Source organism: Streptomyces sp. NPDC092370, assembly GCF_044755265.1.
In the GTDB taxonomy this organism is placed as follows: Bacteria; Actinomycetota; Actinomycetes; order Streptomycetales; family Streptomycetaceae; genus Streptomyces.
The window spans coordinates 1,263,878-1,279,197 of sequence record NZ_JBIVQO010000001.1 but is presented as its reverse complement, the minus strand read 5'-3'; the positions used below and the strand labels follow the sequence as shown (position 1 = coordinate 1,279,197).

Below are 15,320 nucleotides of genomic sequence, written 5' to 3'. Positions count from 1 at the left end.
CGCTTGCGGGCGTTCAGGAACGGATCCACCAGGCGGCCGTGGACCCGGAGAGCACTCCGGGCGGGCAGGGGCCGCTGGCGAGCAGGGGGGAGCCGGAGACCGGAGCGGGCGTGGGGGCGGTACCGAAGTTGACGGCGCACACCAGGTCGCCGCGTTCGAAGGCGAGGACGCCGGGCGGGGCGTCCAGCCAGCGCAGCGTGCCCTCGCCCAACTGGGGCAGGGCGGAGCGCAGTTGGAGACCGTCGCGGTACAGGTGCCAGAAGGAGCGGGTGTCGGCGAGGGCACGGTCGGTGGCGTACTCGGCGAAGTACTCGGGCTGCGGCAGCCACGGCTTGGCGCTCTCCACGCCCGGGGTGAAGCCGAACGGCGAGGCCTGACCCGACCAGGGCAGCGGAACCCGGCAGCCGTCGCGGATGCGGGCCCGGCTGCCGGTGCGGCGGAAGATCGGGTCGGTGAGGACGTCGTCGGGCAGGTCCACGACCTCCGGCAGACCGAGCTCCTCGCCCTGGTAGATGTACGCGGCGCCGGGCAGCGCCAGCATCAGCAGCGCGGCGGCGCGGGCACGGGCGGCCCCGAGGCCGCTGCCGTCCGTGGCCGGTTCGCCGTAGCGGGTCACGGTGCGGACCTGGTCGTGGTTGTTGAGGACCCAGGTGACCGTCGAGCCGGTGCCGGCGATGTCCTGCATGGCCTCGGAGATGACCTTCCGGAAGGCGTCCGGGTCCCAGGGGGCGCTGAGCAGGTCGAAGAAGAAGGCCTGGTGCAGTTCGTCGGGGCGGACGTAGCGGGCGTGCTCGCGTGCGGTGGGGACGGAGACCTCGCCGACGAGCAGGCGTTCGCAGCCGTCGCGCTCGGTGTACTCCTCGCATGTGGAGCGCCAGCGGCGCCACACGTCGTGGACCTCGGGCTGGTTCCAGGCGAGCGGGTTGACCGAGTCGCGGGCGCGGGCGTCGGCCTCCGGGTCGTCGGAGTCGGGCAGCTCCGGGTGCTTGAAGAGGCCGGCGGCGACGTCGATGCGGAAACCGTCGACGCCCCGGTCCAGCCAGAAGCGCAGGATCCTGTCGAACTCCGCGGTGATCTCGGGGTTGCGCCAGTTCCAGTCGGGCTGCTCGGGCGTGAACATGTGCAGATACCACTGCCCGGGCCGGCCGTCGGGCTCCGTCACCCGGCTCCAGGCGGGGCCGCCGAACATGGCGTGCCAGTTGTTGGGCGGCTCGGCGCCGTCCGGGCCGCGGCCGTCGGCGAAGTGGAAGCGGGCGCGGGCCGGGCTGCCGGGAGCCGAGGTGAGCGCCTCGCGGAACCAGGGGTGCTCGCTGGAGCAGTGGTTCGGGACGATGTCGAGCAGCACCTTGATGCCGAGCCGGCGCGCTGCCCCCACCAGCAGGTCGAACTCGGCGAGGTCGCCGAAGAGCGGGTCGACGTCGCAGTAGTCGGCCACGTCGTAGCCGTGGTCGTGCTGCGGCGAGGGATAGAAGGGGCTCAGCCAGATCCCGTCGACGCCGAGCTTCTTCAGGTACGGCAGTCCGGCCCGGACGCCGGCGAGGTCGCCGACGCCGTCGCCGGTGCTGTCGAGGAAGCTGCGGACGTACACCTGATAGATCACTGCGTCACGCCACCAGTGGTGCCTGTTCAACCCATCGACCTGTCTCTGAGGAGGGCAGCGGTTATGCATGCATGTTAAGTAGGCGTGTCGAGAGGGTGTCAATGAAAAGACGGAAGCTACCGCCAGGTTGAGGTGCCCTAATCAGGACTTACCGGGCACAATGCAGCAAGATGAGACCCGCGCGTTACCTAACAAGTAAGTAGAGCGGGGGCCGCCGAGCGTGTCTGCGCTATCGGCGCGAGATGAGCGCGAGCTCCCGCGCCAGCCGCTCCACCGCCGCCGCGGGGGTCTGGTGCCCCGCCATGGCGTCGTGCACGACCGCCTGCACGACCAGACTGACCTGGTCGTAGCGCGGGCTCTTGGGGCGCGGCTCGGCCGCGAGGACGCTCGTGCGCAGGGTCGGCAGGTACGGGAACCTGCGGATGAGCGCGGGGTCCTTGTAGAGAGCCGCCCGTACGGGCGGCAGCGCGCCGCGAGTGAGGACCTGGCGCTGGACGCGCTCACTGGTGAGGTACGCGATCAGGCGGGCCGCCGAGTCGGGGTGCCGCGTGTGCGCGCTGACGGCCAGGTTGGAGCCGCCCAGGACGCTCGTCCCCGGCCCGTCGGGCCCGGGCAGGGGCACGGCGCCGACCTTCCCGGCGACCTTGGAGCCGGGGGCGGAGGCACCGACGTAGGCGTACGGCCAGTTCCGCAGGAAGAGCAGCCGTCCGTCCTGGAAGGCTTGCTTGGACTCCTCCTCCTTGTACGTCAGCGCCTCCCTCGGGATCCAGCCCTCCCGTACCCCGCGCGCCAGGAATCCGATGCCCCTGCGGGCCGCCGCCGAGTCGACGGTGACGCGCTCGCCCTCGTCGCCGAGGATCGAGCCGCCCGCCGAGTAGACCGCCTCGGCCGCGTTCACGGTGAGGCCCTCGTAGGGCAGGAACTGCCCGGCGTAGCCGTCGAGACCGTGCTTCGGAGCGATGGTCTTCGCGTACCGCTCCAGCTCCGCCCAGGTGCGCGGCGGTGCCACGCCCTCCTTCGCGAGGACGTCCTTGCGGTACAGGAGCAGGCCGGCGTTGGTGACGTAGGGGACGGCGTAGAGCTGCCCGTCGTAGGTCGCCGTGTCCACGACCGGCTGGAGGAACGTCTTCAGCGGGAAGCGGTCCCGGGGCAGGGGCCGGATCCAGCCCGCCGCGGCGAACTCCGGCGTCCAGTTGACGTCGATGTTGAGCACGTCGAACCGGCTGCGGTCGCCGTCGCGCAGGTCGGTGGCCATCTGGGCCTGCGTCTCGTCGGCCGAGTCCGGCAGCTCGACGAGATCGACCGTCTCCCCGGGGTGCGTACGGTTCCAGCCCTCCAGCAGGGGGCCGAGGTATCCGGTGAGGTCTCCGGCGGTGGCCAGGGTGAGCGGCCCCCGGGCGTCCCCGGAGGGCTCGCCCGCCTGCGCTCCGGCGGCGACATACCCGGTCAGGACCACGACGAGAACGAGAAGGCCCCTACCCGCGGCATGGATCCACCGCATAGGTTCCTCCCTGTACACCGGCGCTGGGCACCCTTGCCCGGAATCCGAGGCCATGTATACCTGTTAGGTATGGGCGATACTAGGGCCTGGAGCACATTGGACCAGACAGGAGGACTGCACGCGTGCGCCTGCCCCTCCTGGCCCTCCTCGCCCGCGGACCCGCCCACGGCTACGAGCTCAAGCAGGACCTTGAGCAACTGCTGGGCTCCGCGTACCCTCAGCCGAACGTCGGCCAGATCTATGTGACCCTCGGCCGCCTCGAGAAGTCGGGACTGATCGAGGGCGAGGACGTGGCACAGTCCAGCCGGCCCAACAAAAAGGTCTACCACCTGACCGAAACCGGGCGGGAGGCGCTGCGCGCCTGGTTCGAGGCGCCCGAGGACGAGCCGCGGGTACGGGACGAGTTCTTCATGAAACTGGCGCTCGCTCCGCAGACCGGCCTCGCCGAGCAGATCACCCTGATCAACCAACAGCGGCGCCAGTATCTGAACACCATGCGGCAGCTGTCGAAACTGGCCGCCGCCGAAGACCGCGACAACCGCATCGCGCACCTGCTGATCGAGGGCGCGATGCTGCACCTCCAAGCCGACCTCGACTGGCTGGAACGGTGCCAGGAAGAGCTGGAGGAGCTGGAGTGAGCGACGACCGTCCCGCTCCTGTGCTGCGCGCCGAGGGGCTGGTGAAGACCCACCACGGCGAGGGTGCGCCCGCCCACGCCGTACGCGGCGTCGACCTGTGTGTCCGGCCCGGCGAGTTCGTGGCGATCACCGGCCCGTCCGGCGCCGGCAAGTCGACTCTGCTGCATCTGCTGGGCGGGCTCCAGCGGCCGGACGCGGGCCACATCTGGCTCGACGGCGAGTCCACCGGCACCTACAGCGAGGCCCGCTGGGCGATCGAGCGCAGGAAGCGGATCGGGATCGTCTTCCAGTTCTTCAACCTCGTCTCGAACCTGTCCGTCGCGGACAACGTGGAGCTGCCCGCCCTGCTCGCCGGGACGGCGCCGAAGCAGGCGCGCGCCGAGCGGGAGACGCTGCTGGCCGAGCTGGGCCTGACGGGCAAGGAGCGGAGCATGCCGGGCGAGCTGTCCGGTGGCGAGCAGCAGCGCGTCGCCCTGGCCAGGGCCCTGGTCAACCACCCGCCGCTGCTGCTGGCGGACGAGCCCGCGGGCAGCCTCGACAGCAAGGGCACCCGCGAGGTGATGCGGCTGCTGACCCGTTTCCACCAGCGCGGCCAGACGATCGTGCTGGTCACGCATGACGCCCGGCTGGCGAGCGCCGCGGACCGGGTGATCAGCTTCTTCGACGGCCGGATCGCCGACGACGCGGAACTCGACGGCACCGCCACCGCGCCGCGCCGCGCCGGGATATCCGGTGTGCTGGAGCTGAAGGACTGACGTGCGGGTGTCCGACGATCCCCGGAAGGGCTGACCCGTATGCGAGCCACCCTGCGCTGGGCCCACTCCGATCTGCGCACGCACCGCGGCGAGGCGCTGTTCCTCGTCCTCGCCACCGCGGGCATCGTCGCCTCCCTGCTGCTGGCCACGGCCCTGTTCGGCTACGCGACCAACCCCTGGCAGCGCGTCTTCACGCAGTCGCACGGTGCGCACGTGTGGCTGCACACCGACGCGGCGGCCGACACGGGGAGACTGGCCGCGCTGGACGGTGTCGACTCCGTCGCCGGTCCCTACCCCACCGCCTCCACCACGGTCTCCTCGCGCGGCAGCCGCGCCGCCGTCGAGCTGCGCGCCACCCCCGAGCGGCCCTCCGTCGGCCGGCCCCCGCTCGTCTCCGGCCACTGGCTCAACGCCTCGGCCCCGAACGGCGTGGTCCTGGAGAGCCGTCTCGCCCGCGCCCTGCTGGCCGAACCCGGCGATACCCTCACCGTGCCCGGCACCGCCCGCGAGCTGACCGTCGTGGGCCTCGCCGACAGCGCCGAGCCGCGCTACCGGCCCGGTGAGCAGCCGGGCCTGGTCTGGGCACTGCCGTCGGCCGTGCCGGACCCGGGCGGCCAGGTGATCGGGCTGCGGCTGACGGACCCGGGCGACACCTCTTACATCGTCCAGCGTGCCGTGACCGTGCTGGGATCCGGGGCGATCGGCGAGGTCTCCACCTGGCAGCAGGCGCGCGCCGAGGCGCAGGGCGACAACCGGCTGCTCGGTCAGGTACTGGGCCTGTTCGGGCTGGGTGCGCTGGTCGCGGCCGGGCTCGCCGTGCACGGGGCGATCGGCACCCGTATCCGCGGCCACCTGAGGGACCTCTCCGTCCTGAAGGCCATCGGCTTCACCCCGGGCCAGGTGGTCCGGATCTTCCTGCTCCAGCACCTCGCGTACGCCCTGCTGGGTGCCGTGGCCGCCGCGAGTCTCGCCGAGGCCTTGGGCAGCCGGATCCCGGGGCGGCTCGGGGACGCGGTGGGCGTGTGGCAGGGGCTGCCCGGACACACCGTGGCGCTGCTCGTGGTCCCCGCGGGCGCCGTCCTGTTCATCGGCGCGACCACCGGGCTGGCCGCCTGGCGGGCCGGGCGGGTGCCGCCGGTGCCGGTGCCGAGGCCGGCCGCGACCTCGGGCGGGCAGCTGTCCGGCGTGGCGCGCCGGGCCCTGGGAGTGCGCGTCCCGCCCGCGCTGGTGCTGGGCTGGCACAAGGCGTTCACCCGCCGTCCCCGGTCTCTGGCCACCGTCGCCCGGCTGGCGCTGCCGCTGCTGCTGATCGTGGTGGCGATGAGCGCCTGGACCACCATCGACCGCTTCCACAGCGAGCCCGAGCGGATCGGCCTGCCCACCACGCTCAGCGTCCGCGCCGACACCGGCCGCGGCGAGGAGCAGACCCGTACGCTGCTGGAACGCGACCCGGAGGTGGCCGCCGCCTACCCGGGCGTCGAGACGGCCGCCCTGGTGCCCGGCCAGACGGCGACCATCGCGCTGCGTGGCCTCGGCACCGACCGGGCCCCCTACCCGTACACCCTCGCCGAGGGCCGCCCCGCCCGCGGCGCCGACGAGGCCGTGGCCGGGCAGGGGCTGCTCGACCTGCTGGACGTACGGGTCGGCGACTGGGTCCGGATGACCGTCGGGGACCAGCCGCAGATCCTGCACATCGTGGGCCGCAGCATCGAGCCGGAGAACGCCGGCCGGGTCATCTCCACGTCCCTCGACACGCTCCGCGCGAACGACCCAGGACTCGGCCCGACCCTCTACGAGCTCCGCCTGGAGCCCGGAGCCGACCCGCGGGAGGTCGCCGACCGGCTCGCCACGGCCGGGCGCGGCCACCTCGACGTGCACACGGTGACCAACCCGGCGGACGGGCTGTCACCGCTGCGCGCGGTCGTGGCCGGGCTGATCGCCGTGCTCGCCCTCATCGGGCTCATCGAGCTGCTGACCGCGATCGGCGGCACCGTCCGCGAGAGCGAACGGGACCTGCTGGCCCTGAAGGCGATCGGCCTGTCCCCCCGGCAGATCACGGCGATCACGGTCACGGCCACCGGCCTCACCGCCCTGGCGGCCGTCCTCGCCGCCACGGCCCTGGGGCTGCCGCTCGCCCACTGGCTGATCGACGCCCAGGGAAGATCCAGCGGCATCGGCGCCGGGATCGCCCAGGGACCGTCCGCCGTTCTGATGCTGCTGCTCGGCGCGGCAGCGGTGCTCTGCGCGGCGGCCCTGGCCGCCGTGCCCGCCGCGCGGGCGGCACGGCGACGGCTCGCGGACACGCTGAGCGCCGTGGCCTGACCTCGCGCCGGTCAGCCGCCGTAGGGGTGCTGCGGGGTGTACGGCGGGTGCGGGTGCGGGGCGTACGGCGGGTGCGGCGCGTAGGGGTGCTGCCCGCCCGGCGCATACGGATGTCCGTACGGGTTCCCCTGCGGGGGCAGGTACGGCGCGCCTGCCGGAGGCATGCCCGGAGGCATCGGCGGGACCGGCCCGGGCGCCGGTGCCAGGGTGGCGGGATGGGCTTTCAGCCGGATTCCGTAGCGCCGCTTGAGCCGCCCCATCTCCAGCAGCGCGATGGCACTGACGGTCACGGGAGCACCCAGGATGAAGACGATCCCGAGGGTGAGGCTGAGCCCGTGCAGATCACCGGTGACGAGGTCCGGGACGGCCACCAGCCAGCTGGTCACCATGGCGAGCAGCGGCGGCAGGCAGCGGTGCACGGCGGCCGTGCCGAAGAAGTTGCCGGAGACCCGCAGCGCGCCGTAGGCCGTGAAGATCAGCATCCACATCATCGTCAGGCCGACGCCGATGATCACGGCGGGGTTCGCCGACCCGTTCACGGTCTGCACCAGCGCCAGCAGGGCGCCCACGCAGCCGACGAACAGCACCAGCAGCAGGAAGGAGTTGATCAGGGGCGTCCGCAGGTGCCGCACGGTGCCGCCGCGCCGCCAGACCCACAGCATCGCCCCGACCGTCAGCGGTGTGAGGAAGAGCAGGACCACGGAGGCCGTCATCGCGTTCTCCAGCAGCTCCGTGAAGTCGAACCCGCCCTCGATGAAGGTGTACACGCCGAGGGACGCGACCGCCCCGGCGATGACGCGGAGTCTCTTGAGCCGCTCCACCGACGGATCGAGCGGCTGCGGTATCCACGCGGGGTGGAACACCGCCCGCGCCACGTCCTGGGGTTTGAGCAGCGACCGGACCGTCAGTGCGCCGCCGGTCCAACTTCCGCGTGTGCGTGCCACTTCGCGCTCCCCCGAGCACTCGCCGTGATGATCGACCGGGATTCTACGGGAAGCGGACGGCGCGCTGCCGCCCGCTTTCCGTCCGCGACGGTCACTGCCGTCCGCGCAGCTCCCGGTACGTGGCGACCAGGGCCTCGGTGGAGGCGTCCAGTCCCTCGACCTCCGCGCCCTCGGTCAGCGCGGGCTCGACGCGCTTGGCGAGGACCTTGCCCAGTTCCACGCCCCACTGGTCGAAGGAGTCGATGTTCCACACCGCGCCCTGCACGAACACCTTGTGCTCGTAGAGGGCGACCAACTGGCCGAGGACGGAGGGCGTCAGCTCGGGCGCGAGGATCGTGGTCGTCGGGTGGTTGCCCAGGAACGTCTTGTGCGGCACCAGTTCCTCCGGCACGCCCTCGGCCCGCACCTCGTCCGGTGTCTTGCCGAAGGCGAGCGCCTGCGTCTGGGCGAAGAAGTTGGCCATCAGCAGGTCGTGCTGCGCCTTCAGCTGTTCGCTCAGCTCGCCGACCGGCCGCGCGAAGCCGATGAAGTCGGCCGGGATGAGCTTGGTGCCCTGGTGGATGAGCTGGTAGTAGGCGTGCTGTCCGTTGGTGCCCGGCGTGCCCCACACGACCGGGCCGGTCTGCCACTCCACCTCGCGCCCGTCCCGGCCGACGTACTTGCCGTTGGACTCCATGTCGAGCTGCTGGAGGTAGGCGGTGAACTTCGACAGGTAGTGGCTGTAGGGCAGCACCGCGTGCGACTGGGCGTCGTGGAAGTTGCCGTACCAGATGCCCAGCAGGCCCAGCAGCAACGGCACGTTGGACTCGGCGGGCGCGGTGCGGAAGTGCTCGTCGACGATCCGGAACCCGTCGAGCATCTCCCGGAAGCGGTCCGGGCCGATGGCGATCATCAACGACAGGCCGATCGCCGAGTCGTACGAGTAGCGGCCTCCGACCCAGTCCCAGAACTCGAACATGTTGGCCGTGTCGATGCCGAAGTCGGCGACCTTCTCGGCGTTCGTCGACAGCGCGACGAAGTGCTTGGCGACGGCGGCGTCGTCACCGAGCGCGTCCAGCAGCCAGGAGCGGGCCGAGGTGGCGTTGGTGACCGTCTCGATGGTGGTGAACGTCTTGGAGGCGATGACGAACAGTGTCTGTGCCGGATCCAGGTCCCGGATCGCCTCGTGCAGGTCGGCGCCGTCCACGTTGGATACGAAACGCACCGTCAGCGAGCGGTCGCTGAAGGCGCGCAGCACCTCGTACGCCATCGCCGGTCCGAGGTCGGAGCCGCCGATGCCGACGTTGACGATGTTCCGGATCCGCTTGCCGGTGTGGCCGGTCCACTCGCCCGAACGCACTCGGTTCGCGAAGTCCGCCATCTTGTCGAGCACGGCGTGCACATCCGGCACCACGTTCTCGCCGTCGACCTCGATGACGGCGTCCCGCGGGGCACGCAGCGCGGTGTGCAGCACGGCCCGGTTCTCGGTGGTGTTGATCTTCTCGCCGCGGAACATGGCGTCCCGGAGCCCGAAGACGTCGGTGGCGGCGGCCAGTTCGCGCAGCAGCCGCAGCGTGTCGTCGGTGACGAGGTGCTTGGAGTAGTCGACGTACAGGTCGCCGACCCGGAGGGCGTACGCGGTGCCGCGGCCGGAGTCGGCGGCGAACAGCTCGCGCAACCCGGCTTCGCCCAGTTCCTCACGGTGCTTGGCCAGTGCCGCCCACTCGGACGTCTGGTTGAGCCTGGTGCGGCCGTCTGCGTTCATCTCGGACTTCAGCCTTCTTTCCTGTCCTGCCTGCGTACCTTGCCCCGCTGCCGGTCCCAACCTAATGGAGCCGCCCGTGACATCGGCTGTCGCGGCGCCGTCCACCGGCTCGGCAACAGATACGTTCACCTCGCGCACGGGTATCAGCGCGACCACGGCGAGGACGAAGAAGGCGGCCGTGAGCAGCGGCGGGGTGTTCGGCCCCCAGGCGGTGGCGACGGCTCCGCCCAGCAGGGCGCCGAGCGGCACCCCGGCGAAGGCCAGGGTCCGGAAGGCCGAGCTGACCCGGCCCAGCAGCCCGGCCGGGCTGCGTTCCTGCATGAGCGTCGTCGTGTTGACGTTCCACACCATGCCCAGGAGCCCGAACACGGCCAGCGCGCCCACCAGCACGGCCAGACTGCGCACCGTACCCATGACGACGAGGAGCGCGGTCTGCACCGAGCCGGCGAGCAGCACCGACCGCAGCCGGCCCAGCCGCGCCACCACCCGGCCGTTCACCGCTCCCCCGGCCAGGCTGCCCAAAGTGAAGGCGGTGCCCGCCGCCGCGTATCCGGCCGGGCCCGCCCGGAGCCAGTCGGTGACGAGGAGGACCAGCATGGCCAGCTGAGTGCCCATGCCGACGTTGCACAGGGCCGTGGCGGTGCACAGGGCGCGCAGGGCGCGGTCCCGCCACAGAGTGCGCAGGCCCTCCGCGATCTCCCGGCGCAGCGTGCTGCCCGCCGGTCGCGGCTTCGGGTCGGGGCCGGCCGCCGGCAGGGCGGCGATCAGTGCGGCGGCCACGAGGAAGGTCACGGCGTCGGCCGCGAACGGCACGGCCGTCCCGGCTGCCAGCAGCAGGGGCACGACGGGTCCGCCGACGAGACCGCCCGCGACGCGCTGACCGGTCATCAGCCGGGCGTTGGCGCTGCCGAGCGCGTCCCGGTCGACCAGGGAGGGCAGCAGTGCCGTGGCAGCGTTGTCGAACAGGGTCTGGAGGGTGGTGAGCGCGACGGCCAGCACGATGAGCAGACCGATCGAGGCGTGTCCGAGCGCGACGGCCAGCGCGAAGGCGGCGACCAGCAGCCCGCGCAGGGCGTCCACCATCCACATGGCCCGCCGCTGGTCCACCCGGTCGGCGACGGCCCCGCCGAGCAGGCCGAAGACGATCCAGGGCAGATAGCCGCAGGCCGTGACGGAGGCGATGAGGAGCGGATCGTCGGTCAGGGTGACGGCCAGCAGGGGCAGCGCGGCCGTCCGCAGCGCGTCGCCGAAGCTGGACAGCACGGCGGCGCTCCACAGCCGTCCGAAGCCCCCGCGCCACGCGGGCGCGCATGCCGCCCCACCCACCTCGACCGCCGCCACCGCTCCCCCTCATGGTTCGTCCGATGCACAAACCGTAGGGGGCACCACTGACAGCCGGTCGGTGGCGAAGGCCGGGAGACAGCTCCGGCCAGGCACCCGCTGGTACCCGGCCGGTCCTGACGTCTAAGGTCTTTCGTTCGGATCAGGCCGGCTGTGAGGCTCGGCCCCTGTCAGCCGACCCGAGCGGGGCCTGGTGCGTCCAGCTGCAAGGCGGAGGAGAGCGCCGACGCGATGGGGGTCCCCTCTGCTCGAGCGGGGTCGAGAGCTCCGGGGGGATCGGCAACCGACGGCAACGCCGCGGATGGGCGTGCCAGGCCCCGCGACGCCGGGGTGATCCAAACGACAGATCCTAGATCTCGCCCCGGAGTTTGGCGAGCGCCTCGGCGAGGATCGCCTCGCCGTCCGCGTCGCTGCGCCGCTCCCGTACGTACGCCAGATGCGTCTTGTAGGGCTCGATGCGCGGCGGGTCCGGCGGGTTGTCCCGGTCCTGGCCTGCCGGAAAGCCGCAGCGGGGACAGTCCCAGGTATCGGGCACCTGCGCGTCGCTGGCGAAGCTCGGCTGGGTCTCGTGTCCGTTGGAGCACCAGAAGGAGATGCGCAGCCGCGGCGCGGACTCGCCGCGCTCGGCCTCGCCCATCGGCCCCGCCCCGACCCGGCTTCCCCGGATCGCGTTGCCACTTGCCACGGTCGTAACTCCCTGCGTGATGGTGCCGCGAAGCGAGTCGGCGTTCCGCTTCGCTGCGAGCGCCTCAGTCTACGTAAGGCCCAACGCGCGTCCAGTGATTGGAGTTACAACCCTCACACCTAGACGCAAGCCCCATGATAGGCCGCGCTCTGCTGCGCGTACCGAACATGGGGCCTTACGTACGAGTTGCGTGTGGATTGCGGCTCGGTCAGTTGTTCACCTTCATCAGGATGCCGAGCACGATGATGCACGCGAACCACAGCAGACCGATCACGACGGTGATCCGGTCGAGGTTGCGCTCGGCGACCGAGGAGCCGCCGACGGAGGACTGCATGCCGCCACCGAACATGTCGGAGAGGCCGCCGCCCTTCCCCTTGTGCATCAGCACCAGCAGCATCAGCAGCAGGCTGAAGACGATCAGGGCGATCGAGAACCCCAAAACCACGGCTGGACCAACTTCCTCGGATTCGGACGGACGACGCGGGGCCCAGCACAGCGCTGGACCCCGCAAGGGTACGACGGATCGCCGCTACCGCATACTCACTGGTCGCGGAAGCGCACGATCTTGACGAACTCGTCGGCGTCCAGTGAGGCACCGCCGACCAGGGCACCGTCGATGTCGGCCTGGGCCATGATCTCCGCGACGTTGCCGGCCTTGACCGAGCCGCCGTACTGGATGCGGACCTTGTCGGCCAGCTCCTGCGAGTACAGCTCGGCGATCTTGCCGCGGATCGCCGCGCAGACCTCCTGGGCGTCCTCGGCGCCGCAGACCTTGCCGGTGCCGATGGCCCAGACGGGCTCGTAGGCGATCACGACGGTCTCGGCCTGCTCGGCCGGGAGGTCCTTCAGACCGCCCTCGACCTGGGCGAGGGTGTGGGAGACGTGGTTGCCCGCCTCGCGGACCTCCAGCTCCTCGCCGACGCACAGGATCGGCGTCAGACCGTGCTTGTAGGCGGCCTTGACCTTGGCGTTCACCAGCTCGTCGGTCTCGGCGTGGTACTGGCGGCGCTCGCTGTGGCCGATGGCGACGTACGTGCACTTCAGCTTGGCCAGCATGGGGCCGGAGATCTCGCCGGTGAAGGCACCGCCGTCGTGCGCCGAGATGTCCTGGGCGCCGTACTTGATCTTGAGCTTGTCGCCGTCGACCAGGGTCTGCACGGAGCGCAGGTCGGTGAAGGGCGGCAGGACGGCGACCTCGACGGCCTCGTAGTCCTTGTCAGCCAGGGCGAAGGCGAGCTTCTGGACGTGGGCGATGGCCTCGAGGTGGTTGAGGTTCATCTTCCAGTTGCCCGCCATCAGCGGCGTGCGCGTGCTCATGTAGGTCAGTCCTCCAGTGCGGCGAGGCCGGGGAGCGTCTTGCCCTCGAGGTATTCGAGGGAGGCGCCACCACCGGTCGAGATGTGGCCGAATGCGTTCTCGTCGAAGCCCAGGATGCGGACGGCAGCGGCGGAGTCGCCACCGCCGACCACCGTGAAGGCCCGGGAGTCGAGGAGGGCCTGGGCGACCGCCTTGGTGCCCTCGGCGAAATCGGGGTGCTCGAAGACGCCCATGGGGCCGTTCCAGAAGACGGTGGCGGCGTCGGCGATCTTCGAGGCGTACAGCTTGCGGGACTCGGGGCCGATGTCCAGGCCCATCTGGCCGGCGGGCATGGCGTCCGCGGCGACGGTGGAGGCCTGGGCCGGGGCCTTGGTCTTGAGGTCCGGGAACTCCGGCGCGACCACGACGTCCACGGGCAGGACCAGTTCGACGCCGTTCTTCTCGGCGCGTTCGATGTACTCCCGGACGACCGGGAGCTGGTCTTCCTGCACCAGGGACGTGCCGATCTCGTGGCCCTTGGCCTTGAGGAAGGTGAAGACCATGCCGCCGCCGATGAGCAGGCGGTCGGCCTTGCCGAGCAGCTGGTCGATGACGGCGAGCTTGTCGGACACCTTGGCGCCGCCCAGGACGACCGCGTAGGGCCGCTTGACGTCGTCGGTGAGCTTCCTCAGGACGCCGACCTCGGTGGCGATGAGGTAGCCGGCGTAGCGCGGCAGGCGGGCCGGGAGGTCGTACACCGACGCGTGCTTGCGGTGCACCGCGCCGAAGCCGTCACCGACGTAGACGTCGGCGAGGGCGGCGAGCTCGTCGGCGAAGGCGCCGCGCTCGGCGTCGTCCTTGCTCGTCTCACCGGCGTTGAAGCGCAGGTTCTCGACGACCGCGACCCGGCCGTCGGCGAGACCGGCGACGGTGGCACGGGCGGACTCGCCGATCGTGTCGGTCGCGAAGGCCACGTCCGCCTCGAGGAGTTCGCCGAGGCGCGCGGCGGCCGGGGCGAGGGAGAAGGCCGGGTCCGGGGCGCCCTTGGGGCGGCCCAGGTGAGAGGCGACGACCACCCGGGCGCCCGCGTCGGCGAGGGCCTTGACCGTGGGCAGCACGGCGCGGATGCGACCGTCGTCGGTGATGCGCGTGCCGTCCAGCGGCACGTTCAGGTCGGCGCGGACGAAGACCCGCTTGCCTGCGACCCCTTCGGTGAGGAGTTCGTCGATCGTCTTCATGAGGGGACTCTCCTGAAAGAGCTCGTGATCGCTCGTAAGCGCTCTTGATCGAACAGCTCTGATCTGTACGTGACTCAGGGCTCGGACGGCGCATCCTCGCGCCGCCCGAGCCCTGCTGTCACATGGCCGTGCCTGCTCGGTTGATCAGAGCTGGTTGCCGACGTAGACCGTAAGGTCGACGAGGCGGTTGGAGTAGCCCCACTCGTTGTCGTACCAGCCGATGACCTTCACGTTCTTGCCCTCCTGGACCATGGTCAGGGAGGAGTCGAAGGTGCAGGACGCCGGGGCGTTCACGATGTCGGAGGAGACGATCGGGTCCTCGGTGTACTCGAGGATGCCCTTGAGTTCGCCCTCCGCGGCCTTCTGGAAGGCGGCGTTGACCTCTTCCTTGGTGACCTCGCGGCCGAGCTCCAGCACCAGGTCGGTGACCGAGCCGGTCGGGACCGGGACGCGCATGGCCATGCCGTCCAGCTTGCCCTTGAGCTGCGGCAGGACCAGCGCGGTCGCCTTGGCGGCACCCGTGGTGGTCGGAATGATGTTCTCGGCGGCGGCACGCGCGCGACGCAGGTCCTTGTGCGGGAAGTCCAGGATGCGCTGGTCGTTGGTGTACGCGTGCACCGTCGTCATCAGGCCCTTGACGATGCCGAAGTTCTCGTCGAGGACCTTCGCCATCGGCGCCACACAGTTGGTGGTGCAGGAGGCGTTGGAGATGACGTGGTGGTTCGCCGGGTCGTACGTGTCCTGGTTGACGCCCATCACGATGGTGACGTCCTCGTCCTTGGCCGGAGCCGAGATGAGGACCTTCTTCGCGCCGCCGGCGATGTGCTTCTCGGCGTCGGCCTTCTTGGTGAAGATGCCGGTCGACTCGATGACGATGTCGACGCCCAGCTCGCCCCACGGGATGTCGGCGGGATTGCGCTCGGCGAGCACCTTGATGGTCTTGCCGTCGACCGTGATCGTGTCGGCGGTGTGGGTGACCTCCTGCTTGAGACGGCCCAGGATGGTGTCGTACTTCAGCAGGTGAGCGGTGGTCGCGGTGTCACCCAGGTCGTTGACAGCCACGATCTCGATGTCTGCACCCTGCTCCAGCAGCGCGCGGAAGTAGTTGCGACCGATACGACCGAAGCCGTTGATGCCTACGCGGATCGTCACGAACCGATCTCCTCGTTGGTACGCCGGCCACGAGGTGCCGGCGAGCTCTGTTTGGGATGTCCCCGACCGCCTACGACCCTACCTCTCGCGAGCCCTGGTGGTGA

General features: G+C 71.0%; 12 protein-coding genes and 1 pseudogene. 3 read left to right on the top strand and 10 right to left on the bottom strand.

What is annotated here, in order from left to right; genetic code table 11:
* Positions 1-13: 13 nt before the first annotated feature.
* Both ACIQHQ_RS05745 and ACIQHQ_RS05740 read right to left on the bottom strand, forming a co-directional pair.
* Positions 14-1,669 (bottom strand): glycoside hydrolase family 13 protein, encoded by a 1,656-nt coding sequence (locus ACIQHQ_RS05745; RefSeq protein ID WP_402610399.1) that lies wholly within the window; start codon positions 1,667-1,669, stop codon positions 14-16.
* A 160-nt stretch (positions 1,670-1,829) separates the two neighbouring features.
* Positions 1,830-3,101: an ABC transporter substrate-binding protein gene (locus tag ACIQHQ_RS05740; RefSeq protein WP_402610397.1), complete on the bottom strand. Its 1,272-nt coding sequence runs from the start codon at positions 3,099-3,101 to the stop codon at positions 1,830-1,832.
* Between the two features lie 122 nt (positions 3,102-3,223).
* Here ACIQHQ_RS05740 and ACIQHQ_RS05735 point away from each other — a divergent pair, with 122 nt between their 5' ends.
* The 3 genes from ACIQHQ_RS05735 to ACIQHQ_RS05725 are packed head-to-tail and all read left to right on the top strand — an operon-like array spanning position 3,224 to position 6,816.
* Complete coding sequence (locus tag ACIQHQ_RS05735) at positions 3,224-3,739, top strand: PadR family transcriptional regulator (protein WP_402610395.1); 516 nt, start codon at positions 3,224-3,226, stop codon at positions 3,737-3,739.
* Positions 3,736-4,494 carry an ABC transporter ATP-binding protein gene (locus tag ACIQHQ_RS05730; protein WP_402610393.1) on the top strand — a complete coding sequence of 253 codons (759 nt, stop codon included), beginning with the start codon at positions 3,736-3,738 and terminating at the stop codon, positions 4,492-4,494. Before ACIQHQ_RS05735 ends, ACIQHQ_RS05730 begins: the two co-directional genes overlap by 4 nt.
* 39 nt (positions 4,495-4,533) lie before the next feature.
* A complete protein-coding gene (locus ACIQHQ_RS05725) occupies positions 4,534-6,816 on the top strand; it encodes an FtsX-like permease family protein (protein WP_402610391.1) in 2,283 nt (760 codons plus the stop codon).
* An 11-nt stretch (positions 6,817-6,827) separates the two neighbouring features.
* Here the strand turns inward: ACIQHQ_RS05725 and ACIQHQ_RS05720 are convergent, their stop codons facing one another.
* The 8 genes and pseudogenes from ACIQHQ_RS05720 to gap all read right to left on the bottom strand — a co-directional run bounded on the left by ACIQHQ_RS05720 (position 6,828) and on the right by gap (position 15,216).
* Complete coding sequence (locus ACIQHQ_RS05720; RefSeq protein ID WP_402610389.1) at positions 6,828-7,760, bottom strand: hypothetical protein; 933 nt, start codon at positions 7,758-7,760, stop codon at positions 6,828-6,830.
* Between the two features lie 91 nt (positions 7,761-7,851).
* Positions 7,852-9,504 carry a glucose-6-phosphate isomerase gene (gene pgi / locus ACIQHQ_RS05715; protein ID WP_402610629.1) on the bottom strand — a complete coding sequence of 551 codons (1,653 nt, stop codon included), beginning with the start codon at positions 9,502-9,504 and terminating at the stop codon, positions 7,852-7,854.
* Between the two features lie 108 nt (positions 9,505-9,612).
* A pseudogene (locus ACIQHQ_RS05710) lies at positions 9,613-10,830 on the bottom strand (MFS transporter); the annotation flags it as partial.
* A 364-nt stretch (positions 10,831-11,194) separates the two neighbouring features.
* Positions 11,195-11,530 (bottom strand): RNA polymerase-binding protein RbpA, encoded by a 336-nt coding sequence (locus ACIQHQ_RS05705; protein WP_398901958.1) that lies wholly within the window; start codon positions 11,528-11,530, stop codon positions 11,195-11,197.
* A 208-nt stretch (positions 11,531-11,738) separates the two neighbouring features.
* Positions 11,739-11,969 (bottom strand): preprotein translocase subunit SecG, encoded by a 231-nt coding sequence (gene secG / locus ACIQHQ_RS05700; RefSeq protein ID WP_102907469.1) that lies wholly within the window; start codon positions 11,967-11,969, stop codon positions 11,739-11,741.
* Positions 11,970-12,070: 101 nt separating this feature from the next.
* Positions 12,071-12,847 carry a triose-phosphate isomerase gene (gene tpiA / locus ACIQHQ_RS05695; RefSeq protein ID WP_352116662.1) on the bottom strand — a complete coding sequence of 259 codons (777 nt, stop codon included), beginning with the start codon at positions 12,845-12,847 and terminating at the stop codon, positions 12,071-12,073.
* A gap of 5 nt (positions 12,848-12,852) precedes the next feature.
* On the bottom strand, positions 12,853-14,064 hold the full coding sequence (locus tag ACIQHQ_RS05690) for a phosphoglycerate kinase (protein WP_402610386.1): 1,212 nt from the start codon (positions 14,062-14,064) through the stop codon (positions 12,853-12,855).
* Between the two features lie 144 nt (positions 14,065-14,208).
* Positions 14,209-15,216 carry a type I glyceraldehyde-3-phosphate dehydrogenase gene (gene gap / locus ACIQHQ_RS05685; RefSeq protein WP_402610384.1) on the bottom strand — a complete coding sequence of 336 codons (1,008 nt, stop codon included), beginning with the start codon at positions 15,214-15,216 and terminating at the stop codon, positions 14,209-14,211.
* Between the last annotated feature and the right edge of the window lie 104 nt (positions 15,217-15,320).

Excerpts from the sequence above, each read along its gene's own strand:
- ACIQHQ_RS05745 (WP_402610399.1), bottom strand. The coding sequence starts at position 1,669 with ATGCATAACCGCTGCCCTCCTCAGAGACAGGTCGATGGGTTGAACAGG.
- ACIQHQ_RS05740 (WP_402610397.1), bottom strand. The coding sequence starts at position 3,101 with ATGCGGTGGATCCATGCCGCGGGTAGGGGCCTTCTCGTTCTCGTCGTG.
- ACIQHQ_RS05725 (WP_402610391.1), top strand. The coding sequence starts at position 4,534 with ATGCGAGCCACCCTGCGCTGGGCCCACTCCGATCTGCGCACGCACCGC.
- pgi (WP_402610629.1), bottom strand. The coding sequence starts at position 9,504 with ATGAACGCAGACGGCCGCACCAGGCTCAACCAGACGTCCGAGTGGGCG.
- tpiA (WP_352116662.1), bottom strand. The coding sequence starts at position 12,847 with ATGAGCACGCGCACGCCGCTGATGGCGGGCAACTGGAAGATGAACCTC.
- ACIQHQ_RS05690 (WP_402610386.1), bottom strand. The coding sequence starts at position 14,064 with ATGAAGACGATCGACGAACTCCTCACCGAAGGGGTCGCAGGCAAGCGG.